At 67.7% G+C, this 24,067-nt stretch carries 24 protein-coding genes and 1 tRNA gene; 4 read left to right on the top strand and 21 right to left on the bottom strand.

Annotated elements, in window-relative coordinates; translation table 11 throughout:
- Positions 1–339: 339 nt before the first annotated feature.
- The 11 genes from arcC to DFQ59_RS14240 form a co-directional block, all read right to left on the bottom strand.
- A complete protein-coding gene (arcC, locus tag DFQ59_RS14290; protein WP_114280379.1) occupies positions 340–1,245 on the bottom strand; it encodes a carbamate kinase in 906 nt (301 codons plus the stop codon).
- A 43-nt stretch (positions 1,246–1,288) separates the two neighbouring features.
- A complete protein-coding gene (argF, locus tag DFQ59_RS14285) occupies positions 1,289–2,293 on the bottom strand; it encodes an ornithine carbamoyltransferase (protein WP_114280378.1) in 1,005 nt (334 codons plus the stop codon).
- Positions 2,294–2,334: 41 nt separating this feature from the next.
- Positions 2,335–3,495 carry an alanine racemase gene (alr, locus tag DFQ59_RS14280; protein ID WP_114280377.1) on the bottom strand — a complete coding sequence of 387 codons (1,161 nt, stop codon included), beginning with the start codon at positions 3,493–3,495 and terminating at the stop codon, positions 2,335–2,337.
- Positions 3,496–3,533: 38 nt separating this feature from the next.
- Positions 3,534–4,610, bottom strand: coding sequence for an alanine/ornithine racemase family PLP-dependent enzyme (locus DFQ59_RS14275; RefSeq protein WP_114280376.1), 1,077 nt, complete (start codon positions 4,608–4,610; stop codon positions 3,534–3,536).
- Positions 4,610–6,793, bottom strand: coding sequence for a D-ornithine 4,5-aminomutase subunit OraE (oraE, locus tag DFQ59_RS14270; protein ID WP_114280375.1), 2,184 nt, complete (start codon positions 6,791–6,793; stop codon positions 4,610–4,612). The genes DFQ59_RS14275 and oraE overlap by 1 nt, the downstream gene beginning before the upstream one ends.
- Entirely contained in the window at positions 6,790–7,155 is a 366-nt protein-coding gene (oraS, locus tag DFQ59_RS14265; RefSeq protein WP_114280374.1) for a D-ornithine 4,5-aminomutase subunit OraS, read from the bottom strand. Before oraS ends, oraE begins: the two co-directional genes overlap by 4 nt.
- Positions 7,130–8,554 carry a 2-amino-4-oxopentanoate thiolase subunit OrtB gene (gene ortB, locus DFQ59_RS14260; RefSeq protein WP_114280373.1) on the bottom strand — a complete coding sequence of 475 codons (1,425 nt, stop codon included), beginning with the start codon at positions 8,552–8,554 and terminating at the stop codon, positions 7,130–7,132. Before ortB ends, oraS begins: the two co-directional genes overlap by 26 nt.
- Entirely contained in the window at positions 8,551–8,886 is a 336-nt protein-coding gene (gene ortA, locus DFQ59_RS14255; protein WP_114280372.1) for a 2-amino-4-oxopentanoate thiolase subunit OrtA, read from the bottom strand. The genes ortB and ortA overlap by 4 nt, the downstream gene beginning before the upstream one ends.
- Positions 8,883–10,001, bottom strand: coding sequence for a 2,4-diaminopentanoate dehydrogenase (ord, locus tag DFQ59_RS14250; RefSeq protein ID WP_211314945.1), 1,119 nt, complete (start codon positions 9,999–10,001; stop codon positions 8,883–8,885). The genes ortA and ord overlap by 4 nt, the downstream gene beginning before the upstream one ends.
- An 8-nt stretch (positions 10,002–10,009) precedes the next feature.
- Positions 10,010–10,477, bottom strand: a complete 468-nt coding sequence (locus DFQ59_RS14245; protein ID WP_114280371.1) for an aminoacyl-tRNA deacylase — start codon at positions 10,475–10,477, stop codon at positions 10,010–10,012.
- A 284-nt stretch (positions 10,478–10,761) separates the two neighbouring features.
- Positions 10,762–11,469, bottom strand: a complete 708-nt coding sequence (locus DFQ59_RS14240) for a rhodanese-like domain-containing protein (protein WP_114280370.1) — start codon at positions 11,467–11,469, stop codon at positions 10,762–10,764.
- 606 nt (positions 11,470–12,075) lie between these two features.
- Here DFQ59_RS14240 and DFQ59_RS14230 point away from each other — a divergent pair.
- The 4 genes from DFQ59_RS14230 (at position 12,076) to repC (ending at position 15,745) form a co-directional block, all read left to right on the top strand.
- On the top strand, positions 12,076–13,317 hold the full coding sequence (locus tag DFQ59_RS14230) for a tyrosine-type recombinase/integrase (protein WP_114280369.1): 1,242 nt from the start codon (positions 12,076–12,078) through the stop codon (positions 13,315–13,317).
- Positions 13,318–13,525: 208 nt separating this feature from the next.
- Positions 13,526–13,819, top strand: coding sequence for a helix-turn-helix transcriptional regulator (locus DFQ59_RS14225; protein WP_211314944.1), 294 nt, complete (start codon positions 13,526–13,528; stop codon positions 13,817–13,819).
- 260 nt (positions 13,820–14,079) lie between these two features.
- Positions 14,080–14,904 (top strand): helicase RepA family protein, encoded by an 825-nt coding sequence (locus tag DFQ59_RS14215; RefSeq protein WP_114280395.1) that lies wholly within the window; start codon positions 14,080–14,082, stop codon positions 14,902–14,904.
- Positions 14,891–15,745 carry a replication protein C, IncQ-type gene (gene repC, locus DFQ59_RS14210; protein ID WP_245937286.1) on the top strand — a complete coding sequence of 285 codons (855 nt, stop codon included), beginning with the start codon at positions 14,891–14,893 and terminating at the stop codon, positions 15,743–15,745. Before DFQ59_RS14215 ends, repC begins: the two co-directional genes overlap by 14 nt.
- Before the next feature lie 314 nt (positions 15,746–16,059).
- On the opposite strand, the gene DFQ59_RS19595 is transcribed toward repC, so the two are convergent.
- From DFQ59_RS19595 to tolB, 10 genes are all read right to left on the bottom strand, one after another.
- The gene (locus DFQ59_RS19595) at positions 16,060–16,680 is read right to left on the bottom strand and encodes a hypothetical protein (protein ID WP_147275256.1); all 621 of its coding nucleotides are present in this window, start codon (positions 16,678–16,680) and stop codon (positions 16,060–16,062) included.
- Between the two features lie 65 nt (positions 16,681–16,745).
- Complete coding sequence (locus tag DFQ59_RS14205) at positions 16,746–16,958, bottom strand: hypothetical protein (RefSeq protein ID WP_114280366.1); 213 nt, start codon at positions 16,956–16,958, stop codon at positions 16,746–16,748.
- On the bottom strand, positions 16,951–17,205 hold the full coding sequence (locus DFQ59_RS14200) for a hypothetical protein (protein ID WP_114280365.1): 255 nt from the start codon (positions 17,203–17,205) through the stop codon (positions 16,951–16,953). The genes DFQ59_RS14205 and DFQ59_RS14200 overlap by 8 nt, the downstream gene beginning before the upstream one ends.
- 775 nt (positions 17,206–17,980) lie before the next feature.
- Positions 17,981–18,056 (bottom strand) — tRNA-Lys (locus tag DFQ59_RS14195).
- 174 nt (positions 18,057–18,230) lie between these two features.
- The gene (locus DFQ59_RS14190; RefSeq protein ID WP_114280364.1) at positions 18,231–19,496 is read right to left on the bottom strand and encodes a YeeE/YedE family protein; all 1,266 of its coding nucleotides are present in this window, start codon (positions 19,494–19,496) and stop codon (positions 18,231–18,233) included.
- Between the two features lie 476 nt (positions 19,497–19,972).
- Positions 19,973–20,671, bottom strand: coding sequence for a 7-cyano-7-deazaguanine synthase QueC (gene queC, locus DFQ59_RS14185; protein WP_114280363.1), 699 nt, complete (start codon positions 20,669–20,671; stop codon positions 19,973–19,975).
- The gene (gene queE, locus DFQ59_RS14180; RefSeq protein WP_114280362.1) at positions 20,668–21,309 is read right to left on the bottom strand and encodes a 7-carboxy-7-deazaguanine synthase QueE; all 642 of its coding nucleotides are present in this window, start codon (positions 21,307–21,309) and stop codon (positions 20,668–20,670) included. The genes queC and queE overlap by 4 nt, the downstream gene beginning before the upstream one ends.
- 43 nt (positions 21,310–21,352) lie before the next feature.
- Positions 21,353–22,150 (bottom strand): tol-pal system protein YbgF, encoded by a 798-nt coding sequence (ybgF, locus tag DFQ59_RS14175; RefSeq protein WP_114280361.1) that lies wholly within the window; start codon positions 22,148–22,150, stop codon positions 21,353–21,355.
- 1 nt (position 22,151) lies between these two features.
- On the bottom strand, positions 22,152–22,700 hold the full coding sequence (gene pal, locus DFQ59_RS14170) for a peptidoglycan-associated lipoprotein Pal (protein WP_114280360.1): 549 nt from the start codon (positions 22,698–22,700) through the stop codon (positions 22,152–22,154).
- Between the two features lie 59 nt (positions 22,701–22,759).
- Complete coding sequence (tolB, locus tag DFQ59_RS14165) at positions 22,760–24,067, bottom strand: Tol-Pal system beta propeller repeat protein TolB (protein ID WP_114280359.1); 1,308 nt, start codon at positions 24,065–24,067, stop codon at positions 22,760–22,762.

The raw sequence follows: 24,067 nt of genomic DNA, 5'->3' as shown, positions 1-24,067 counted from the left end.
CGTGTTCCGTGTTCCGTGTTCCGTGTTCCGTGTTCCGTGTTCCGTGTTCCGTGTTCCGTGTTCCGTGTTCCGTGTTCCGTCAAGAGCGTCCCCGAAAATCAAGAGCCCGCGCAACCCCTTACCCCTTACCCCTTACCCCTTACCCCTTACCCCTTACCCCTTACCCCTTACCCCTTACCCCTTCGACCCTTCACGCACCCACGCACCCACGCACCCACGCATTCACGCACTCACGCATTCACGCACCCACGCACCCACGCACCCACGCATTCACGCACCCACGCACTCACGCACTCACGCATTCACGCACTCACGCACCCCGCACCCCTCACTCCCCGCTCAATCCGCCGTGACCTGCGTGCCCGCCTCGCCGGCGAGAATCGCCGCCGCACCATCCAGGGTGCCGATGCCCGCCACGGCGCCCGTGCGGGCCACGAACTCGCAGGCGGCCTCCACCTTCGGGCCCATGCTGCCCGGGTCGAACTCGAGCCGCCGGAGGCTGGCCGGGGTGGCGCGGCGGATGGGTTCGGCGGCGGCCGTCCCCCAGCCGCGGTAGACGGCGTCCACGTCGGTGAGCATGAGGAAGGCGTCCGCCTTCAGCTCGCGGGCCAGCAGGCCGCTCGCCCGGTCCTTGTCGATGACCGACTCCACGCCCACCAGGCTGCCGTCCGCCCGGCGCACCACCGGGATACCCCCGCCACCGGCGCAGACGACGATGACACCCTGTTCCACCAGCAGCTCGATCACCGGCAGCTCCAGGATGCGCAGGGGCCGCGGCGAAGCGACCACCCGGCGCCAGCCGCAGCCGTCAGGGGCGATGCGCCAGCCCCGCTCGCGGGCCAGCCGGCGCGCCTCGGCCTCCGGGTAGAGGGGGCCGATGGGCTTGGCGGGGTGGCTGAAGGCCGGATCCCGGGGGTCCACCTCGACCTGGGTCAGCAGCGTGGCGCAGCGCCGCCCGGGCAGCATGTTGCCGATCTCCTGCTCGATGAGGTAGCCGATCATCCCCTCGGTCTCGGCATCGAGGATATCCAGCGGATAGCTCTCCTCCGGATGCCAGGCCGCTCCCTGCAGGGCCAGGAGACCCACCTGGGGGCCATTGCCGTGGGAGATGACCAGGTGGTGCTCGCGGGCCAGCGGCGCCAGCGCTGCCGCCGCCGCCCGGACGTTGCGGCGCTGACGCTCTGCGGTGAGAGGCTCGCCGCGGCGCAGCAGGGCATTCCCGCCCAGGGCGACTACCAGCAGCATGGGCGCCCCCGGATCGGCGGGTGTCGACCCGCGGCGGGGGGCTTCATTCCGCGCCTCCCAGCGTGGCCGCCAGCACCGCCTTGATGGTGTGCATACGGTTCTCGGCCTGGTCGAAGACGATGGCTGCCGGCGACTCGAACACCGCCTCGGTCACCTCCATCGCCTCCAGCCCGTACTCCCGGTAGACGGCCGCGCCGATGCGGGTCGCACGGTTGTGGAAGGCGGGCAGGCAGTGCATGAACTTCACCCGGGGATTGCCGCTGAGCGCCAGCATTGCGCGATTCACCTGGTAGGGGCGCAGCAGCGCGATGCGCTCCGCCCAGACCGATTCGGGCTCGCCCATGGAGACCCAGACGTCGGTGTAGATGAAATCGGCCCCGGGCACCGCGGCGGCCGGGTCGTCGGTGATCAGCAGCCGCGCGCCCGTGTCCCGGGCGATGGACCCGCAACGCGCCACCAGGTCGTCGTCCGGACGCCGGGACGGCGGCGCGGCGAGGCGGAAGTCCATGCCCATCTGCGCCGCGCCCACCAGCAGGGAACGGGCCATGTTGCCGCCGCCGTCGCCGAGGAAGCAGCAGGCGACCTCCCGCAGGGAGCGCCCGGCATGCTCCTCCATGGTGAGCAGGTCCGCCAGCACCTGGGTGGGGTGGAAGGCGTCGGTGAGGCCGTTCCACACCGGGACCCCGCAGCGTCCCAGCTCCTCCACGACGGACTGGTCGAAGCCGCGGTACCCGATGCCGTCGTAGAGGCGCGCCAGCACCCGGCCGGTATCCCGGACCGACTCCTTCTCGCCCATCTGGCTGCCGCTTGGGTCCAGGTAGGTGACCTGCGCGCCCTGGTCGTGGGCGGCCACCTCGAAGGCGCAGCGGGTGCGGGTGGAGCGCTTCTCGAAGATGAGGGCGATGTTCCGGCCGCGCAGACGCTGCCGTTCGCGGCCGGCCCGCTTCTCCGCCTTCAGCGCGGCGGCCAGGTCGAGCAGGTGGCGGATTTCGCCCGGAGTGAGATCCAGCAGGGTCAGCAGGTTGCGCTGTCGCAGGTCGACGGCCATGGAGCCTCCAGCCGATGCGCCGCAGCGCGGCGCTCCTGCCTTCAGTCTAATGCATCGGCCGCGGAGGAGGCGGCGGGCGGCGCCACCACGCGCGGCACGCGGGCGCCGATGCAGGTGACCACCTCGTAGTTGATGGTGCCGAGCCGCTCGGCCATGGCGTCGGCGCTCACCACCTCCCCGCCCTGGCGGCCGATGAGCACCACCTCGTCACCCAGCGCCACGCGGCCGCGCAGCGCGGTCACGTCCACCAGGCTCATGTCCATGGTCACCCGCCCCACCAGCGGGCAGCGCACGCCGCCCACCAGCACCTCCAGGTTGCTGGAGAGCCGGCGGCTGAGGCCGTCGCCGTAGCCGGCCGGAATGGTGGCGACCAGCGTGGGCCGGGCGGTGCGGAAGGTGTGGCCGTAGCTCAGGCCGGCGTCCGCGGGCACCTCCTTGAGGAAGGTGATGCGGCTCTTCCACTCCAGCACCGGCAACAGGTCGTTCACCCGGGGATTGGCGATCTCCGCCGAGGGGCGCAGGCCGTAGAGGGCGATGCCGGGGCGCACGGCGTCCAGGTGCGAGCCGGGCAGGTCCAGCACCCCGGCGCTGTTGGCCAGGTGCGCCACCTCCACCCCGTGGCGCCGGGCGATGGCGACCACCCCGCGGAAGCGCTCCACCTGGGCCAGGGAGTAGTCCTTGTCGGTCTCGTCGGCGCGGGGAAAGTGACTCATGACGCCGCGCACCCTGATGGCGGAAAGGTCCCGGCAGACGGCGAGAAACGCCTCCACCGCCTCGGGGCGGATGCCGGTGCGGCCCATGCCGGTATCCACCTTCAGGTGGACGGGGACGACGGTCCCCGCCTGCCGGGCCGCGCGGTCCAGCGCCGCGGCGGTCTCCAGGGTGCAGACCGCCGGCTCGACGCGCGCCGCCACCAGCGCCCCGGCCTGTTCGGGCAGGGTGGCGGAGAGGACCAGCAGGGTGGCCTCGATGCCCGCCTCCCGCAGCACCCGGGCCTCGTCCGCGTGGGCCACGCAGAGGGTCCGGCAGCCGAGCCCGGCGAGGTGCCGGGCGATGGCCACCGCGCCGTGGCCGTAGGCGTTGGCCTTGATGACCGGCCAGACCTCGGCCGCGCCCGCTTCCGCCTGCAGCAGGCGCAGGTTGCGGGTCAGCCGGTCGAGATGGATGGTGGCGCGGGTGAGATGGGCGGCACTCGTGTTCATTGGTGTCCTGGTGGGGTGCCCGTTCGCGGGCGGCAGGGTCACGAGTGTGCCCCAATCCGGGTCCGTTTCGCCACATAGGCGGAGGTCATCGCCGCCAGCAGGGCGCTGTAGTTGGGGGTGAAGCCCAGGCGATCACCCACGTGCAGGGGCGCGCCGTCCGCCTCCACCACCAGGTAGTCGCTGGTGCCGCCCACCACCGTGAGGCGCGGGTCCAGGGGCGTGAGCCCTTCGAGATCCGCATCCTCGCGTCCCAGGTTGAGCAGCGCGCGCCGCACCGTGCCGCGATCCGCGAACTCGGGCCGGTGGCCGAAGGCATCCTCCCCGCGCGTGCCGCGGGGGGCCGAGGGCTTGTCCTTCAGCTCGATCACCTCCGCCTCCAGCAGGAAGGCGTCCTGGCGGGTCCCGGGCCAGGGGCGGCGGTGCACCGTCTCCCGGCCGAGCAGGATCGACTCGCCCATGCGGGCGTGGTTGACCGCCGCCGGCATCCCCCCGGCGGCGATGAGCTCCAGCGCGCTGGAGTTGGCTCCGGAAACCCAGCGCAGGCGCAGGTCGAAGGTGGTCTCCACGGCGCGCGCCAGGGCCGCCAGCCGCGCCATGTTCTCCCGGTCCGGCGCCACGCCGCCCAGGCAGGCGAGGTTGGTGCCGAGCCCGGTCACCCGGATCCCCGGCAGTTGGAGGGCGGCGGCGGTGAAGGGGATGAGATCGTCGGGGAGAATCCCCTCGCGCAGGTCCCCCAGCTCCACCATCAGAATCACCTCGTGGACCCGGTGCCGGCGGACCGCCGCCTCGGACAGGGCGGCGAGCACCGTCAGCTCGGAGTCGAGGCTGAGCGCCGCGGCGCTCACCACCGCCTCCGCCTGGGACAGGGTGGGGACGCGCAGCAGCACCATCGGCGCCCCGATGCCGGCCGCCCGTAGCCGGCGGATGTTCTCCAGCCGCGACTCGCCGATGGCCGCCACGCCGCCCCGCAGCATGGCGCGCGCCACCTCCGGGTGGCCGCAGGTGGCCTTGGTGACGCCGACGACCGTCATGCCGTGGGCGGCGCAGAGCCGGGTGATGACCCGGGCGTTGTGCTCGATGGCGGCGGTATCGATGGTGAGGCTGGGGCGGGCCATCAGCGATCGCGCAGCCGGCCGACCAGGAAGCTCGCCACCTCCCGGCCGGTGGTGCCGCGGCCGAAGCCGGCGTCCATGCCGCAGGCGCGGGCCTCGGCGTCGGTGACCTGGGTGCCGCCGGCCACCAGCAGCAGCCGCTCCCGCACTCCCCGCTCCCGGGCCAGGGCGTCGAGGCGGCGCATGTGCTGCTCGTGGATGCCGGCGTGGGTGACGATGGTGGAGAGCAGCACCGCGCACGCGTCCTCCTCCGCCGCCGCCTCCAGCAGCCGCTCCACCGGCACCGAGGTGCCGAGGTAACGGCAGCAGAAGCCGTACTTCTCGATGCCGCCGTGCTTGATGTCGAGGATCTCGCGGATGCCCACCGAGTGCTCGTCCTCGCCCACGGTGGCGGCCACCACGCGCAGGTCGCGGGCGCGCGCGAAGGCCTCGATCTCCGCCTCCGGCAGCAGCTCCCGCCGCTCCTCCCCGGGGAGGAGCGCGGCCCGCAGGGCCAGGTCCAGCACCCCCTTCACCTCGAACACGGAGCCCTCCGCCGGGTGCAGCACCCGCCGGCTGATCACCTCCGGGGCCGCGAGCCCCATGTGGCGGGCCAGTTCCAGGGCGGCGGCCTCGGCGGTGCGCGGGTCGGCGGGCACGAACAGGGTGACGCAGACGATGCCGTCGCCGTGCTTCTCCACCTCGGGGCGCAGCAGACCCGCGGCGCGCTCGGCCAGCGGCTGCTCCAGGCGCCGGTCGACGTTGTCCTCCGGGTCCAGCTCGTCGATGTAGACGATCTTCGCGGGATCGCAGAGGGTGCAGCCGCCGTAGGCCGCGCACGGCTTCTCCCCGCCCCGGCCGTAAACGTTGTCGCCGAAGTGGCTGCACACCGGCGCGCCGTAGCCGGGGGCGCGCTCGATCACCGTGCCGGCGCCGTCGCCGCCGGCCGGGTCGCGCACGATGCCGTCGCCATGCCGCTCCGGATAGTGCCCCGAGTCCACGAACTGGCCCGCCGCCACCGCGCTTTCGTAGCCCTGCTCCAGGATCTCCTCCAGGAACAGCACGGCGCGCTCCTTGACCTCCCGCACCTGCGCGCGGAACGCCGCGTCCCGCTTCAGGCCCACCAGCTCCTCCAGCCCGTCCAGGCCCAGCAGGGTCTGGCGGGCGGTGTTCACGCCGGCGATGTTGTTGTAGTGCCAGGGGATGTTGCGCCCCTCGTCGGGAGTGATGGTGCTCTGGATATCGGCCGAGGTGAGGCGCGAGATGAGGGTGTCGAGGACATGGGTGACGCTCGCCTCCAGGGTGTCGGCCTCCATGTAGCGGGTGTTCTGCTGGGCGCGGAAGCGCACGCCCGCGAACAGTTCCCGCAGGGCCACGGCGTAGGGGAGATCGAGGCGCAGCTTCGGCGCCGGCGGGGCGGTGGGCGGCACGGTGGACAGCGCGATGAGCGCATCGGGCAGACCCGCCGCCCGCGAGTAGGCGGTGTTCAGCGCGTGCTGTACCAGCAGCTCGGGGGTCACCTTCCACGCCTCCTTGGCGGTGGCGTTGGCGTTGTGGGCGCCGTCGAGCTGGAGGATGCCGCCGTCGGCGAGGACGCGCTTGGCCTCGGCGGCGTCCACGAAGGAGCGGTGCAGGTTGATGTCGCGGTAGAGCAGGTTGTACTGGGGATCCTGGTGGGCGCCGTTCACCCCCTCCTCGGCGAACAGCACCGCCATCTCCGGCCCCGCCAGCCCGCTCACGTAGGAGTGGAAGTTGATGGGCCGCCCCACCTCGTCCTCGACGGCGTCCAGGGTCTTGCGGGTGGCGCGGATCTGCTTGCGGGTCACCGGCACCCCGCCGATGCCCTCGGGGGTGCCCTCCAGCAGCCCGTCCACGTGGGACTGGCCGGTGGTGCGGATCACCATCAGGTGATCGGCGCCGTGCCAGGCGGCCATGCGCATGCGGCGCAGATCGTCCTCGAAGCGGCCGGAGGCGATCTCGGTGGTGATGACCCAGTCGCCCTGGGGGTCGATGCCGCCGAAGTAGCCGGCGGCGGGCAGCGGCACCGAGTTTTTCAGCGGCGCGGAGGTGTCGCGGTAGACGAACGGGCCGACGCGCTGGTCCGGCACGTGGCGGCGCCACGCCCAGCCCTTGCGGCGCGGCCGGTAGTGCTCCAGGTCGGCGAGCACCTCGCGCAGATCGAGGGGTTGGTCGGGATGCAGTTTCATCCTTGCCCGATGCCTTCCAGCACCTCCCAGTCGCGGCCCGCCAGCAGCGCCTCGCCCGCGGCCCGCACGCCGACGCCCCGCTTGCGCGCCAGCTCCAGCACCAGCCGTCCGGCGCCCTGCCCCAGCAGCCCACGCGCCTGCATCTCCTGCACCAGCGCCCGGCACTCCAGGCTGGAGAAGCCCATGCGCAGCAGCACGGAGCGCTCCACGGCGGGGGTGGTGTGGGTGCGCGCCTCCTCCACCAGCGGCGCGACGATGCGTTCGGCCAGGTCCCAGAAGCGCGCGTGCAGCTCCGCGTCGCTCAGCCCGCCCAGGTGGGCTCGACGGCGCTCGAAGTCATCTCCTCGTTCCTTGCAGGCCATGCAGGACCTCCTCCACGTAAGCCCGGCTGCTGCGGGTCTCCTCCACCAGGAAAGCGTAGTCCGCCGCTTCCAGCGGCGCATGCTCCGGCAGCGATTCCAGGGCATGGCGCAGGTAGGAGCGGCGTACGCGGTCGAGGTCCACCGCCCGCGCGGCGAGCTGGGCCGGGTGCTCGGGGATGACGATGCGCTCGCCCGGTCGGTTGTCGCGGGGATCGCCGCGCCGGACCTCGATGCCCAGCGACAGGGCCAGGTTGAGCTGGGCGATGGGATGCTTGCCCGCGCCGGTGTACTCGGTCTCCTGCACCACCACGACGCGCTCCCGCTCCAGCTCCCGGGCGATGGCGAGCGCGGCGGCCAGGGAGGTGTTGCCCGCCGGACCCCGCTCCAGCCCCTCCAGCTCCGCCAGCAGCTGGGTGGCATAGAACACCTCGCCCTGGGTCACGGTCACGAAGCGGTCCATGTAGCGCAGCGGCCGGGCGGCGCTGCGCGGCACGTCCGCCCGGTCCGGCCAGGTGGTGAAGGGCATGGAGAAGCCCGTGTGGCCGGTGGTGAAGGATTTGCGGTTGAAGTCGCGGTCGGACGCCATGTGCAGGCCGGCGAGATCCACGCTCGCCGCCACGATCTCGGTCCCGACCGCGCCCGCCTCGCGCAGGCCGCGCGCCGTGCCGGTGACGTTCCCGCCCCCGGCGTGGGTGACGATGACCACGTCGGGGAAGCGCCCGCAGAGGTCCAGCGCCTGCAGCGCCAGCTCGTAGCCCAGGGTCTCGATGCCGCGTACGGAGCACGGGGCGTAGAGGGAGGCGTTGAAGAAGCCGGTCTCCTCCAGCACCCGCAGGAAGACGTAGAACAGCTCCGGCCCCACCGAGAGGCGGATCACCTCCGCCCCGTAGGCCTCGCAGGCGCGGGTCTTCTCGGCGATCTCGGGCTGGGCGATCCCGCGGCTGTCGAAGGCCTCCTGCACCACGACGCAGGGCAGCCCCAGCTTCGCCGCCTGGGAGGCCACCGCCGCGCCGTAGTTGCCGCTGGTGGCGGCCGCCACCCCGGGATAGCCGCGCCGCTTCGCCTCGTAGACCGAGAGCGAGGCGCGCCGATCCTTGAAGGAGCCGGAGGGGTTCTTCGCCTCGTCCTTGAGAAACAGGCGCGCCCCTTTGCCGGGCGCCGCCACCGCCCGCACCAGGGCGGTGAGGCGGCGCAGCTCCAGCAGGGGGGTGCCGCCCACGCCGGTGGCCGCCTGAACGGCGCGGGCGCTCTCCATGTCGTAGCCGGTATCCGCGAGCAGGCGCTCGTAGTCGAAGGCCAGGACCCCGGTGCGGTAGCGGTCGTAGTCGATGCCCACCGAGGCGCGCACGATGGCGTCCCGGCGTGCCATCACCGCCGCGTAGCTTCCGTCCCCGCTCATGGCTCGCCCTCCCCGCTGCCGTCGGCTTCGGCGTCCCGCTCCAGCAGGGCCCGCGCCTCGCGCCCGACCCCGGCCAGGGCGGGGATGGGCGCGCCGAAGCCGTGGCGGTAGGCCGGGTTCGCCGCGACCAGCGTCCCGGCCAGGCGGCGGCCCGCGGCGGTGAGAATCTCCACCCGTTCCCCCACCCGCGCCGGTGCGGCCAGAAACCCCTTCGCCCGCAGCTCCAGCGGCACCGTCCGCGTATCGTCCGGAACCTGTGGCGCACGCGCGTCCGGCGCCAGCACCACCGCCCCGATTTCCACCCAGCTGCCCGCGGCGACCGTTCCGGTCATTGTCCTGCCTCCTCCGTTGGAGCGGCGGACCGGTCCCCGCCCAGCACCCAGCGCCGGGCGTCGCCGAGCCGCGCGGCGGGGATCGGGAGATCCGCCATGGTGTGGAGTCCGGGCGCGGCGTTGAGCAGGTGGGGAATCATGTTCACCGCCAGCGCCGCGGTCCCCTGCCCGCCCGGAATTTCCGGGCTGCCGGACAGCCTGACCGGCGGCGAGCTGTCGATCTCGATCCGATCCCCGGTCCCCACCCCCGCCAGCTCGGGCCGCACCTGCTGGGGGTGGACCAGGGTGATGGCCGGCTCGCCTCGCCGCCAGGCCGTGGCGGTGTGGCGGCAGCCCGCCACCTGTCCCGGCTCCACGGTGACGCAGGGCGTCTCCCGGCGCACGGTGCTGACGATGGGCTCGCGGCGCTCCTCGATGCGATCGATGGTCCAGCCCAAGGCCCCGGCGATCAGGCCGATCGACTGCCGGAATCCCAGGTGGCCCACCACGCGCCCCTCCGCCAGCCCGGCCCGGAAGGCCTCCGGCGACAGCCCCACCCCCTGGTTCTCCAGCACCGTGGGACCGTAGGGGGAGAGATCGTTGATGCGCTCGGCGCGGATGGAGCGCACCTCGGCGCAGACGCCGGTCAGGGTGATGACCAGCAGGTCGAGCACGAAACCCGGGTTGATGCCGGTGCCCAGCAGCGCCGCACCGTGGTCCCGGGCGAGCCGGTCGAGCGCCGCCGCGGCGACCGGGTCGGTGGCCGCCGGACAGGCCATCTCCTCGGCAATGGTGATCACCCGCACGCCGTGGCGCAGCAGGATCTCGATCTCATCCCGCGCCTCCGCCAGGCGCGAGCAGGTGGCCTGCAGCGCCACCCGCGGGCGCGATCGCACCAGCGCCTCCTCCAGATCATGAACGATGGGCAGGCCGAGGGCCCGATCAAGACCGATGGCCCGCCCCAGGTCCATGCCCGCCCGCCCGGGGCGGCGGGCGCAGGCGCCCGCGAGCTCCAGCCCCGGGCGCGCCAGCACCAGGCGCGCCATGGCCGACCCCATCTGCCCGGTGCCGAGCACCAGCACCCGGATCGGCGCCTGGCCGCCCGGCGATTCGCTGATGGTCGATTGGCGGGCCAAGGGCAGCGCTAGCGGCCGAAGGCGCCGTGGCGGGCCTCGCCCAGCAGGCGGCGGAATGCCTCGCCCGGCACCCGCACCAGGTGGGCGTGGTCGCCCGCCTCGAAGTAGACGTGCGCCAGGCCGAGCAGGGAGTCGTCCAGCCAGGTCTCCAGCCCGTAGGCGGCGCCGAGCGCCGGCACCGCGCCGGGCGCGCAGTCGGGCAGCAGGCTTCCCATCTCCGCCTCGCCCACCAGCTCGAGCTTCGAGCGCTGCAGCACCTCCCGCAGGTGATCGAGCCGCACATGGCGGTCACCCGGCACCACCACCAGCAGGGGGCCGCGGCTGTCCTTCAGCAGCACGCCCTTGGCGATGTGATCCTCGGACACGCGGGCCACGCGCGCCGTCTCCAGCGTGGTCTCGGTCCGGGGGTGGGGAATGAGCTCGTAGGCGATACCGTGCGCATCGAGTGTGCGCCGTACCGATGCCGCGATGGTCATGGAGGCTCCTCCTGGCGTTCTGGGATAATCGCAGGCCATGCGGATATTCACCGCAGATCACTCCTTTCCAAAGCATAGTTCGGGATGGCGATAGCATGGGGGACGGCGCAACGGAAAGCGGGTCGGCGGGGCTGAGAGGAGATGACAGGGGCCCGGATACCCTGGCACCCGGACCCCTGTTTCGAGCGTTGCGGCAGCAGCGGTGAGCCGCGGCGGAAGCGGAACCCAGTCAGTCCATGCCACTACGCTTCCGAACAACGGCCAGCCGTGCGTTCATCAACCGCTCAGTACTCGATGAATCCCTCGTACATCAGCTCATCCTGAAGGTAGGCGAGCGGCTTGCGGATCTTGCTGGTCCAGGGCAGGTGCTGGAAATTGCGCCAGCCATCCTTGTCCGGATTCGCATCCGAGGTGTGGCTGTAGACGTCAGCTGTGTCGCTGTCCATCACCCCGTTGTTGTTCAAGTCGAGCGGAATGGGATTGGGATCCAGGAGGATGTTGCCTCCGGCATAGGCGTACTTGTACTGGCCGACGAAACCTTCCCAGATGTTGCGCACGTTGGTGAAGGGCTCCAGCCCCTGCGTATCCGGGTGCGAGTCCGGGTCCGACAGGATATTGGCGGCGAGCACGCTGCGGTGACCGGTGCGGCAGAGTGTCATGATGGGTGTATCGGTTCTGCCATTGACGATGTCATAGACCTCCCAGTAGAAGGTCAGGGCGGACTGGTCATTGCTGCCTACGATATGGGGATAGGGCACGTTGTAGGCGCGCTCCGGATGACCGGCGGCATATTCACGCAACCTGCGGACGTCGATGAGCACCGCTTCATTACGCATCATGTCCTGGTAGGCTTCGGCCGCACTTATCTCCGAATGGTAGTAGCGGTCCAACTCGTACCGGTTGCCGTCGCCTATCTCATCTGCGGCAGCAGGGCTGGCGAGGGAGACTGAAACGATACCGGCAACGGCGATGAAGATATTCTTCATATTCATCTGGCATTCCTCCACCCGTGTTTGTGATATTTGACCGGGAAGCGATTTCGGCGGGGAATCAAACGCAACGCCCCAATCCCATCTTGTAGTGATGCTTTCCGGAGGTTCGTTGAGCGACGGGTTGCCCCATGGACTGCGGGATGCTGCTTTATTGCCCCCCCCGCAACAGGGAATTGAAAGAATTGGCCGCACCGGGCCATCTGTCAAGGCAGAGGGGCGGCGGGCGTAAGTCGCCGAACAGGGGCGAATAGCCGGAATGGGGGCAATGAGGATGGAACCGGGACGCGACGGGGACGGCCGTATGTTGGGAGATTGATCAAGCCTGAAAAAGCAAGAGGTTGCTCGATGCAACCTCTTTGTTCAAGTTGGTGCGCCGTGATGGACTCGAACCATCGACCACCTGATTAAAAGTCAGAAATTTATGATTCACACCACGTTTCTATAGTGCACACCATCAGCAGATGAAGGCGCATAAGCTACTGTAATACATCACTTGTTTGTGTTTCGCTCTGTTACTTAATGTTCCGTGATAGCCTACACTTCAGAGGAACCCCGAGAGTAACCCCGAGGCGCCGGGGTTCCTTTACATCACCGGAGACAAGGCCAATGCCCAAGCACGGAACGAAGTTCACCGATGCTGACATCCGCAATGCGAAGCTCAAGGCAACCCGCTATGACCTGCGTGAAGGCGACGGCTTCGGGGTGCGGGTGTCTCCGACAGGCGAGCGCAGCTTCTTCTTCGCCTACGACTTCCTTGGAAGGCGGCGAAGGATGACCTTGGGCAGGTACCCTGACCTGTCGCTGAAGGACGCCCGAAGGGAGAAGGCGAAAGCTGCCGCACTGCTGGCGCAGGGGATTGACCCCGCAACCAAGCGAGCGAACGCCCGCCGGGAACAGTCGGCCGCAGAGAAGGCGGAGCGTGAGGCCGAGACGGTGGCACACCTCGCCAGCGAGTATCTGGAGAAGTGGGCCAAGCCCCGCAAGCGTTCCGCTGCCGAAGATGAGCGGATGTTGCAGAAGGATGTGTTGCCGAAGTGGAAGAGGCGGAAGGTGAAGGACATCACCCGGCGGGACGTGAACAAGCTGCTGGACGGCATCGCGGCGCGGGGTGCGCCCATTGCGGCGAACCGCACCCTGGCCCTGGTCCGGCGCATGTTCAACTTCGCCGTGGAGAAGGGGTATCTGGACAGCTCCCCGGCCACCCATGTGCGCCCCCCTGCCAAGGAGAACCGGCGGGAACGCATCCTGAGCGATGAGGAGATCCGCGCCTTCTGGAACAGGCTGGACGGCGTGACGCCCTACACCCGCCATGCCCTGCGCCTGCTTCTGCTGACGGGGCAGCGTAGCGGCGAGGTGTTGCAGATGGAGTGGAGCGAGCTGGACATGGCCGGCGGTTGGTGGACCATCCCGGCGGCCAAGGCGAAGAACGGCGAAACCCACCGCGTCCCTCTGGCCGGCATGGCGCTGGATATCATCCGCGAACTCGATGCAATCCGCGCCTCTGAACAGTGGGTTTTCCCCGGCAGGAATCAGCCGAAGGACAAGCCAGCCAAGCCAATGACAAGGGCCTCCCTCAGCCGGGCCGTGACCCGCTGGGCAACCGGGAACCCATGGACCCCCCATGACCTGCGGCGCACCGTGGCAACCCGGCTGGGCGAACTGGGCTTCGACCGGCTGGTTCAGGACAAGGTGCTCAACCACAAGGACCGCACCGTGGGCGGCATCTACGACCGGCACACCTACGACACGGAGAAGCGGCAGGCAATGGATGCATGGGATCGGCGGCTGCGGTCCATTCTCGGGCTGGCAGAGGCGGGCGGCAACGTGGTCACCTTGCGCCAGCGATAGACGCCAAGACCAATCCGTAGCTGACTGCAATTTGCATAAATTTCTCTATGCACTTCAGATGGTTGCATGGATTTGCCTGGCGTTATATCATGCGCTCAATCCGGTCGTCCGCCCCACACGGGGCCGACCGTCGCGCCCGAACGGTGCTTGCTGCTAGCTAGCCGCAACGCACCCGCGAAAGCAGGCCGACGCGGAGTAGCCCGAGCCTATGGCTTGGATTGCTCATATCGCGTCGGTTTTTTTATGGGCCACGCGAAGTTATGAGCGGCACAAGATAGAAGAGGTGCCCATCATGGCATTGCGGATGATTCGTGCGGCGGGCCTCTGCCGTGAACTTTCCATTTCGCGCACGACGCTCTGGCGTTGGACCCGCGCCGGAGATTTCCCGGCCCCGGTGAAGGTCGGTGGCGGCGTCACCTCGTGGTTCGTCCACGAGGTGGAAGCGTGGCTGAAGTCTCATCGTGGTGACGGCACGATGCAGGGGGCCAGCCATGACTCCTAATGCCGACGACGTTCAGCTCGACATTGTTGACGCGGCCAAGCTTCTCGGGGTGCCCGTGCACTGCGTGGAGCGATTGGAGCGCGAGTGTCCGACCTTCCCGGCGCGGCTGCGCCTTCCCCATGGTACCGGTGGCTGGCGGCTCAGCTCGCTTCTGGGCTGGGCTGCGCTCCGGGAGGAGGTCGGCGATGGCGTGGCCTGATCCGATGCGGGCCGCATCCGTGAATAGGGGGGGCGTCGCTCCCCCTCCTCCCATCGACATCATGGCCGCCTTCGAGAGCCCGCCCCCGCCGATTGATTACGTGCTTCCCGGCATGGTCGCCGGGACGGTCGGGGCGCTGGTGTCCCCCGGTGGTGTCGGCAAGTCTATGCTGGCGCTTCAGGTGGCGGCCCAGATTGCCGGCGGCCCTGACCTGCTGGGGCTCGGTGACCTGCCGACTGGAAGGGCTGTCTATCTCCCAGCCGAAGATCCGTCCGCCGCCATCATGCACCGGCTGCACGCGTTGAGGTGGTGCATGACCCCGGCACAGCAGCAGGCCGTAGCCAAGGGCCTGACGATTCACCCGCTTGCAGGCTGTCGGCCAAGTCTCATGGATGACGGGTGGCTTGATTGGCTGCAAAGAACTGCGGAAGGGTGCCGCATCATGGTGCTGGACACGCTCCTGCGCTTCCACGCAGCCGACGAGAACGACAGCAGCCAGATGACTCAGGTTGTCGGGCGCATGGAATCCATCGCCGCCAGCACCGGGTGTGCCGTCCTGTACCTGCACCACACAACCAAGAGCGCGGCGATGAATGGCGGGGGCGCTCAGCAGCAGGCCAGCCGTGGATCGTCCGTGCTCACCGACAATGTGCGATGGCAGGGGTATCTGGCCGCCATGGCCAGCGCAGAGGCCGGGAGGCTTGGCATCAGCGAGGACAGGCGGGGCGAGTATGTCCGGTTCGGGGTGAGCAAGGCCAACTCCGGCTCAACGTTCCACGGGCTCTGGCTCCGCCGCAATGAGGGCGGAATCCTGCGGCATGACCCCTCTGTCGCGTGCCGGATGCAGCAGGGCAAGACCGGGAGGGCTCCCCGTGACAGAGCATAACCTGGCCCTCGCCCGGCACGATCCAACCCACTGCCTTGCTCCCGGCCTGTTCCGCTCCCTCAAGCGTGGCGAACGCGAAAGCGGAAAGCTGGATATCACACACGACATGGGGGCCAGCGGGTGCGTCCGCTTCATCGGGTTCGAGCCATTGGGAGCGGATGATATGCGCCTGCTGCAAGGCATCGTTGCCATGGCCGGGCCTGATGGTCTGTTGCTGGAACCCGCCCCCGAGACGGAAGTGGGCCAACAGCTCCGTCACTCCCTGGCCACGGTGGGCGATGCCGCCGAGCGGGACGGGATGATGGTCAGGGCGAGCATGTCACGGTTACTGCACGAAGTGGGCATGACCGACGGCGGGCGCAATATCCGGGCGATGAAGGCCAGTCTGGCGCGAATGTCCAACGTGACAGTTGTGGCCACCAACGGCCCGCGACAGGCTTCGTACAATCTGCTGAGCTACGCGCTCGACGAAGAAACCGGCGGGCTGTTGGTGGCCCTGAACCCGCGCCTTGCCGGAGCAATCCTAGGCGATCAGCGGCACGTGCGGATCGACCTGGATGAGGTGCGCAAGTTGAGATCCGATCCTGCCCGGCTGATTCATCAGCGGCTGTGCGGCTGGATTGATCCGGGCAAGATGGGCCGGGTGGCCCTGGACACCTTGTGCGGCTACGTCTGGCCGGATGAGGCCAACAGGTCCACAAAGCGGAAGCGCCGCCAGCGGGCTCGCGATGCCTTGTCCGAACTGGCGGCGCTGGGCTGGAAGGTGGCCGAGTGCTCGAGGTCCAGGTTCGAAATCGCCCGGCCCGGCGTCCGTACTAACGGTCACGCTTTCCCGTACTAACGGTCACGCTTTCCCGTACTAACGGTCACGCCCCCGTTCCGCCAAACTCAGGCGGGGCGGGGGTTTCCGGGGAGTTTGGAAATCCGATCTAAGATCATATCTAAGATCTATCTAGGAGGGCTGTTCACCAACACCGTGTATTCCGGTTTGCGTTGCTTGGTGTAGAGGTCGCTGTTCCCAGCCAAGATTTGGGTGGTGGTTGTCTCTTCCCCGTTCACTGCCGGATGCAACCTCAGTGTCAGTCCCTTCCCCTTCACCATGGCTGGGTCGGCTGGTTCACCTTCGGACTCTTCCGGCTTCAGTCGACACCTTTGTCACTCAATTACAAACCCATTCATGAATAGCCGTGCTTGACGCTTTGAATTTTTATAGAATGACTCTGGTATCACAGCATCAATTATCACAACCGCATTATTTCTTCCATGCCAAGACTGCTTAATCAGAATAACGTTCTTGTTGTCTACGGATACTTTTGAGGTAATCAGCTTAACCAATTGCCCGTTAACAACAATATATTGCTCGTCCAGGATATCAAATTCACCACCCTGTGACGCAAGCCTCTGCTTCATAGATTTTTCATAGCCATCCTGCGACCCAAAGGAATACCTATCTGTCACTGCAATAAGCATTGGGTTGAAATTCTTCTGGTCCGTGAATCCAATATCTGCGCTGCCTAGCCCGTATCTCTCCAATTCTGATTTGGATTGGGGAACCCATTGCTCTCCATCATAATAGATCTTTGCAGAGTTGTTTTTTGTTGTATAGATTATTGTTGCACTTGGCGAAACAGCGTAATGCTCTAACTTTCCCCACTCTTCATACGGAATTGCAGGGCGCTCAACATGACTTTGAGATGCCCCGCTAGTTACACAACCAGATAACGTTAAAGCACCATATATTAGACCAACGACTAACAAATGCTGGCGAGAGTTCATTGCCCACCTCCTGCTGTGAAATCAGTCCCGTCGTATCTGTCTTGTCGTACGGGCCGCTTCAATGCTCACAACACGTTCAACTCCAAAACCTCGGCCTGCGTGTCAAACTCATTTGCCCACTCCTCCGAGAGATTCACCCCGGCCCTGGCCAAGGCTTGGGCGGTGGTGTCGTCGGTTGCATCCATGATTCCCCGGAACATGGCCCCGAGGTCGGCGATTCGCTGGTGGGCTATCGCTGCTGCGTCAAGTGCCGATGCCGCCTTCGCTGGTTCACTCATTGTCTGCGCCTCCATCGTTTGGTTCGTCGAAGTCCCCGAGCACGATGCTCGAGCCCGGTATGGTGCCTTCGGGTTCGTCCATCCACTCGGCCACGGGGATTCCCGTCTCAAGGGCCTGCTTCGCCAGCCGGACCGCTGTGCCATCCTGCAACGCGCCCGGGGGTGGTGGGTGACCGAAGCGCTGCCCGTACTGGGTGATGATGCTGACCTCTGCCGCCCTCTCCGGGGATAGCTTGTATGTCTGCATTTTGTGGCCTCCTGCCGATGAGCAAGCCAAGTGTAGACCATCCCCCGGGACGGGATGCGGCGGCACGGCGCGAGACAATAACGGAACGCTCATTCCGGCCACTTCCGGGGGGTTGAGTTTGATTTCCCCCGCTGTGCGTTCGGTCCAGCGTGTGTATGTGGTCCACCCCCATCAGCCCGGTTTGATAACAATTCCACCGCCAATCAATAGGTTGTGCGAATCGTCCGCAGATACCTCCTAGGCATCAACAACTTACCGATGGGGTATGTGTCAACGCATTGATTCGACTGGGGTTTTGTCCTGCTGGTGTGCAGGTCCGGCAATCACTGCGCACTGGCCTGGCCGGGGGATGACCGCCTATCTTCTGGCGGCAAGCTGCTGTGACGCCCTGTGAGCGCGGTAGGCGGCACTTCGCTTCATTTGGCTATGTACCCATACCAAAGGCGAGAAGTCGCGCCCACGGCGTTCTGAGCGGGCAATGCGGTGATGCCTGGGGTACAGCCAGAGGGTTGCCAGTGAAAACCTGAGATAGCGAGCGTATGGGGGTACTAGACACAGAAGCCCCCTCCCTTTTGCGTGCTCATGCCCCTCGGGGGGTATGAAACGAGGGGGGGGTGTCTGCCGCGCCGGGAGAGGAAAAGGGGCCAGCCGGCCGAGCTGGCGAGGGGCACGGCTTGGGGATGCAGCAAGCCCCCTGCCGTAACCCTGGAAGGAACCCCGGCGACGAACCCCGCCGAAATATGGCCTACCGCATCCCGTAAGTCTTTGTTTTGAATGGTGCGCCGTGATGGACTCGAACCATCGACCACCTGATTAAAAGTCAGATGCTCTACCAACTGAGCTAACGGCGCCAATCCGGAAGGGGAGGATCATACCGATCCGGGCCATGATAGCAAGTCCGCCGGAACCGCCGGGACGCAAGGCCCGCCCTGAAAATCCAGTCCTTTCAGCGGCTTTATCCATCGCGTCCCGGCATCCCGGCGTAAGCGGCCAAGGCTGTTCGTTCGAAGCGCCCCGGCCGTTGCTCAGACCGCCTCCAGGCGCCGCAGGCGCGCCGGCAGCAGCTTCAGGTCCACCAGGCCGGTGACCAGCGCGGCCAGGAAGCCGGCCTCACCCTCGTAGACCATGCGGTAGAGCTGCACCTTCATGGTCAGGGCGCTGCCGAGCACAATGGCGCCGAAGGTGATTATGGATCCCACGGCGAGGGTGGAGATGCCGGTCACGCCCTGGCCGATGGTGCAGCCCATGCCCAGCACGCCGCCGAAGCCCATGAGGACCGCGCCCACCACGTGGTTGAGGAAGTCCCGGCCGTTGGCGAACCACTCGAAGCGGAAGCTGCGGGTCACCAGGGACCACAGCAGGGACCCGGCGATGACGCCGGCGAGCGCCATGACGCCGAAGGTGAGCAGGCCGGCGTCGAAGCCCGAGGCCGTATAGCCGAGGCTCTGCCCCATGGGGTTGATGAAGGTGAACGACTGGGGGCTCAGCGGCCGGCTGTCGGCGGGCTTGCCGGCGCCGGAGTCGGCCAGGAAGTCCCAGTTCTGGACGTAGCCGCGCAGGCTGTAGCTCTCGCCGTCCAGGCTTACCTGCAGGTTGCTGGAGACGTACCAGGCCGCCACCACGGCAAGCCCCACCACCAGGCCGCCGAGTATGTTGTCGAAGCCGTGGCGGAACTCCCGCGCCCGGAACACGTAGTACAGCAGCGCGACGGCCAGCAGCGCGCCCACCGCCAAGCGCACGGTGGCGGCGTTGTCGCTGCCCCCCAGCAGGGTGCCGAGGTCCTGGGACGGGCCCACGTTCACCGCCAGCGGGCGGATCCAGTCGTAGAAGAGCACCGACATCAAAGTCTGGTCGGTTCCCGGGAAGGGGTTGACCATGAAGTAGGCGATGACGCCGATAATGGCCAGCACCACCACCGACTTGGCGTTGCCTCCGCCAATGCGGATGAGAGTCTTGTTGCCGCAGCCGGAAGCGAGGGTCATGCCGATGCCGAACATCAGCCCGCCGAGCAGGTTCTCCGCCCAGATGAGCTGGCCGGCCCGGTAGGGCGGAAAGGCGGCGCCGAGGTCGACAAGCCCCAGGGGCTCGAGTGCCAGCACCCCGATGAGCGCCACGGCGATGGCCAGCAGCCAGGCGCGCATGCGGCCGAGATCGCCCATGTTGACCATGTCCGACACGGCCCCCATGGTGCAGAAATTGGTCTTGTTGACCACTGCGCCCAGGATCAGGGCGACAACGAAGGTGGACCAGAGCAGAAACGACTGCCCGGCAGCGAAGCTTTCGAAGACCATGATGGGATTCCCCTCCTCCAGCCGGCCTATGATTTGGTTATAACCCCGTGACAACTCGGGGTGGCGGCTTCCCGACCGTGGGTGTCGGGAAAGGGAGCTAGATTAGCGGAAGCTGATTGACGATTCCAGCGACGGATGTCGACTATACCGTCGCCCATCCATTCACCACGAAGGCACGAAGCGCACGAAGATAAAGACCAAAAGACTCGTTATCCACAGATTACGCAGATTGACACAGATTACTTCGAGGATACCGGGATTTCCAATGGACGAACCCGGTCACGGGGCTGTTGGCAGTCTGTACAGATCGCGGGAGTGTTTCCGTGTGCAGGGCCAATCAACCCTTCAGCAAGTCACCGGTAGTTTTTTTAATCTGCGTAATCTGCGTAATCTGCGGATGGACCGCTTTTGTCTTTACGTCTTTGTCTTTGTCTTTTCTTCGTGAGCTTCGTGCCTTCGTGGTGAAGGGATCCCAGTCAGGCGAAGGGGCTGCCGGGGCGGTAGCGGGTGGGGTCGGGGATTTCGGCTTCCCGGAAGCCCTCGCGGCGCAGGCGGCAGGCGTCGCACACCCCGCAGGCGCGGCCCTCCTCATCGGCGCTGTAGCAGGAGACCGTCATGCCGTAGTCGAGACCCAGGCGCACGCCGGTGCGGATGATATCGGCCTTGCTCAGGTGCAGCAGCGGGGCGTGGATGCGGAACCGCTCCCCCTCCACCCCGGCCTTGGTGGCCAGGTTGGCCAGGTCCTGGAAGGCCTCGATGAAGGCGGGCCGGCAATCGGGGTAGCCGGAGTAGTCCACGGCGTTGACACCGATGAAGATGTCGCAGGCGCCGAGCACCTCGGCCCAGCCGAGGGCCAGGGACAGGAACACGGTATTGCGTGCCGGCACGTAGGTGACGGGAATGCCGCGGGTGGGATGATCGGGCACCGCGATCTTGGGATCGGTGAGTGCCGATCCGCCGATGGAGGCCAGGTCGATGCGGATGATCTTGTGATCCCCGGCGCCGAGGGCGCGCGAGATACGGATGCCGGCATCCAGCTCGGCCTTGTGCTTCTGCCCGTAGTCGAAGGCCAGGGTATGACAGCGGTAGCCCTGATCCCGGGCGATGGCCAGGCAGGTGGTGGAGTCGAGCCCGCCGGATGTCAGCACCACTGCCTGTTTTACCGTCGTGTTCATCGCCCCCGCTCCTCTCCCCAGAGTAACTTGTGCAGTTGCAGCTGGAAGCGCACCGGCAGGCGGTCGGCCAGGATCCATTCGGCCAGCTGGCGGGGCGGAAGAACTCCATGCACCGGTGAGAACAGGACCTCACAGCGTTCCGTCAGATCGTGCACGCGCAGCTGCTCACAGGCCCAATCATAGTCCGCCCGGTCACGGAGGACGAATTTCACCTGGTCGCGCGCGGTCAGGCAGTGAAGGTTTTCCCAGCGGTTGCGCCCCACCTCGCCGGATCCGGGGGCCTTCAGATCCATGACCCGGCTCACCCGCGGGTCCACGCCGCAAACGTCCAGGGCGCCGCTGGTTTCGAGGGCCACCTCGAAGCCGGCGTCGCAGAGTGCGCGGAGCAGTTCGTGCACCGCCTGCTGGGCCAGTGGCTCTCCCCCGGTGACGCAGACATGGCGCACGCCGAACGCGCCCACCTCTGCTGTCAGTTCGGGGATCTCCCGCCACACACCGCCCTGGAAGGCATATTCGGTATCGCACCAGTCACAGCGCAGCGGGCAGCCGGTGAGGCGCACGAACACCGTGGGCAGTCCCACCGTCCGCGCCTCGCCCTGCAGGGACAGGAAAACCTCGGTGATGCGCAGTCGACTCACGCACCCGACTCCGCCGCCGGGCGGGCCGTTGAACACCGGGCCATCAGCGTCCCATGTTCTGGAGTCGCCGGTCGGCGAGGCTGGCGGCGGTGGTTCCGGGATAGCGCTGTTTCACTTCGTTGAGCAGCGTGCGGGCCCGCTCCCGTTCACCCTTCTCGATGAGGATGTAGCCCATCTTGAGCAGGGCGTCCGGCACCTTCTGGCTGTCCGGGTAGAGTTCGCGCACCTTGCTGAACTCGGCCAGCGCCTCGTCGAAGCGGCGCGTCACATAGTAGGCCTCGCCCAGCCAGTACTGGGCATTGGGCGCATAGGTTCCGCCGGGGAAGTCGGTCAGGAAGCGGCTGAAGGCGGCGGCCGCGTCGGCATAGCGCCCCTGCTTGAGCAGGTCGAAGGCCTGTTCATAGGCCTGCTGCTCCGCCACCTCGTCCACCCCGGCCGGGGCCGAATCAGCCGCCGGCGGAGCTGTTGCCGCGGGTCCCGGGGCGGCAGGGGCTGCGGCCGGCGCCGGTGCCGGACCGCCGGCCTCCAGCCGTCCCAGGCGGCGGTCCACGTCAACGTAGAGATCACGCTGGCGCTTCTTCAGCTCCTCGATGGCGAAACCCTGGGTCTCAACCTGGCCCCGCAGCTGCTGGATCTCCTGCTGCAGGCGTTCCACACGGGTCAGCAGGTCGGCCAGACTGCCGCTGTCGAGCAGGCGCTCGAGGCGCTCCACCCGCTGCTGCAGCGCGGCCACCTCATCCCGGCTGGCGCCACCGAACAGCTGTGCCTGGGCGGGCGCCGCCGCACCCAGCCCGAAGGCCAGGGCGACGGCAGCCGCGATGATGCGGTTGTCGAACCTCATCTCAACGCCTCGTGTAGATCAGCTCCACCCGGCGGTTCAGTGACCAGGACTGCTCGTCGTGGCCGAGGCCCGCGGGGCGCTCCTCGCCGTAGCTTACCGTCTCGATCTGGCCGGCGGCCACACCCTGGAGCTGGAGCAGCTGGCGGACGGCGTTGGCCCGGCGCTCGCCCAGGGCGATGTTGTACTCGCGGCTGCCGCGCTCGTCGGCATGGCCCTCCAGGCGCACCTTCGCGTCGGGATTGGCGGCGAGAAATTCGCCGTGGGCGCTGATGGTCGAGCGGTCCTCGTCCTTGATCATGAAGCTGTCGAAATCGAAGTAGAACACCCGGTTGGCCAGCGGGCTGTTGGGATCGTCCAGCGCCGCGCTGCTGAAGCGTCCGCCCGCGGCCGCGCCCCGGGCATCCGCCCCGCCGCTCATGGCGCCGGCCTCGTCCACGGCGGCGCCCTCCTCGCCCTGCCCCAGACCGCCGGTGGTCTGGCACCCGGCCAGTCCCAGCAGGGACAGACCGACCACGATGGTACCCATGAATTTGCCGATGCGGAGAAACATGATGCAACTCCTTGAATGAAAGTTAAAAGTGAAAAGCCCCTTGTCCGTATTCCGCTCGCTCACTGCAGGAACGGGGACCAGGACGGTTCCCGGACCTCGCCCTCGGTGAGCAGCAGCCGCTGCTTGACGCGCCCGTCCACCGAAGTGGCGGCCAGCACACCCCGTCCGCCGGACTGGGTGGCGTAGATGATCATGCTGCCGTTGGGCGCGAAGCTCGGTGATTCATCCAGCGGTGTATCCGTTACGACCTGCAGGACCCCGCTGTCCAGGTCCTGCACTGCAATGTGGAAGCTGCGACCGTTGCCGTTCACCAGCGCGAGGCGCTTGCCGTCGCGCGAGAAATCGGGGCTGGCGTTGTAGCTGCCGTCGAAGGTGAGGCGCTGGGTGCGCCCGCCGTCGAGCCAGGCCCGGTAGATCTGGGGTGTGCCGCCCCGGTCGGAGGTGAACGCCAGGGACATCCCGTCCGGCGCCCAGCTCGGCTCGGTATCGATGCCGAGGCTGTTGGTGATGCGGGCCAGGCGCTTGCTGTAGAGATACAGCACGTAGATCTCCGGGTTGCCGTCCTTGGACAGGGTCAGGGCCAGGCGCTGCCCGTCCGGGGCCCAGGCGGGCGCGCCGTTGATGCCGGGGCTGGAGGTGACCTGCTCGCGCTGTCCGGTGCGCACGTCCTGGACGTAGACCGCCGAGCGCTTGCCCTCGAAGGAGACATAGGCCAGGCGGTTGCCGTCCGGGGACCAGCTCGGCGACATGATCGGTTCGCGCGAGGAGAGAATGGTCTGCGGATTGTGGCCGTCGGAGTCGGCCACCTGCAGACCGAACAGCGTCTCCCCCTTCGCGGGACGCTGGACGGTCACGTAGGCGATGCGGGTATTGAAGGCCCCCCGCTCGCCGGTGAGCTTCTCGTAGATGAGATCGCTGATGTAGTGGGCGGCGCGGCGCAGCTCGCCCGGGCGCGCGGTGATGCTGTAGCCGAGCAGTTGGTTGGCGCGGAACACGTCCAGCAGCTGGAAACGCACCTCGTAGCTGCCGTCGGGGTTCGGTTCCAGCCGCCCCACCACCAGGTTCTCCATGCCCAGCACCCGCCAATCCTCGTACTTCACCTCGGCGGCATCGTGGGGGCGGGCCAGCATGTCTTCCGGCGGCAGCGGGCGGAAGCGGCCGCTGCGGCCCAGGTCCGCGCTGATGACGGCGGCGACGTCGGTATCCGGCGCCGCGCCGCCCGGCGCCACGGCAAACGGCACCACGGCCAGCGGCAGCGCCCCTTCCACGCCCTGGGTGATCTCGATGGTCAGTACCGCGTGGGCGCGGGCCTGGAACAGCAGCAGGCCGATGAGCAGCAGGCCCAAGTTGCGCAGCAGGGTCTTCAT

It is taken from the genome of Thioalbus denitrificans (genome assembly GCF_003337735.1).
Taxonomy (GTDB): Bacteria; Pseudomonadota; Gammaproteobacteria; order DSM-26407; family DSM-26407; genus Thioalbus; species Thioalbus denitrificans.
Note: the sequence above shows the minus strand (reverse complement) of the source record. Positions and strands in the feature narration are given on the sequence as shown.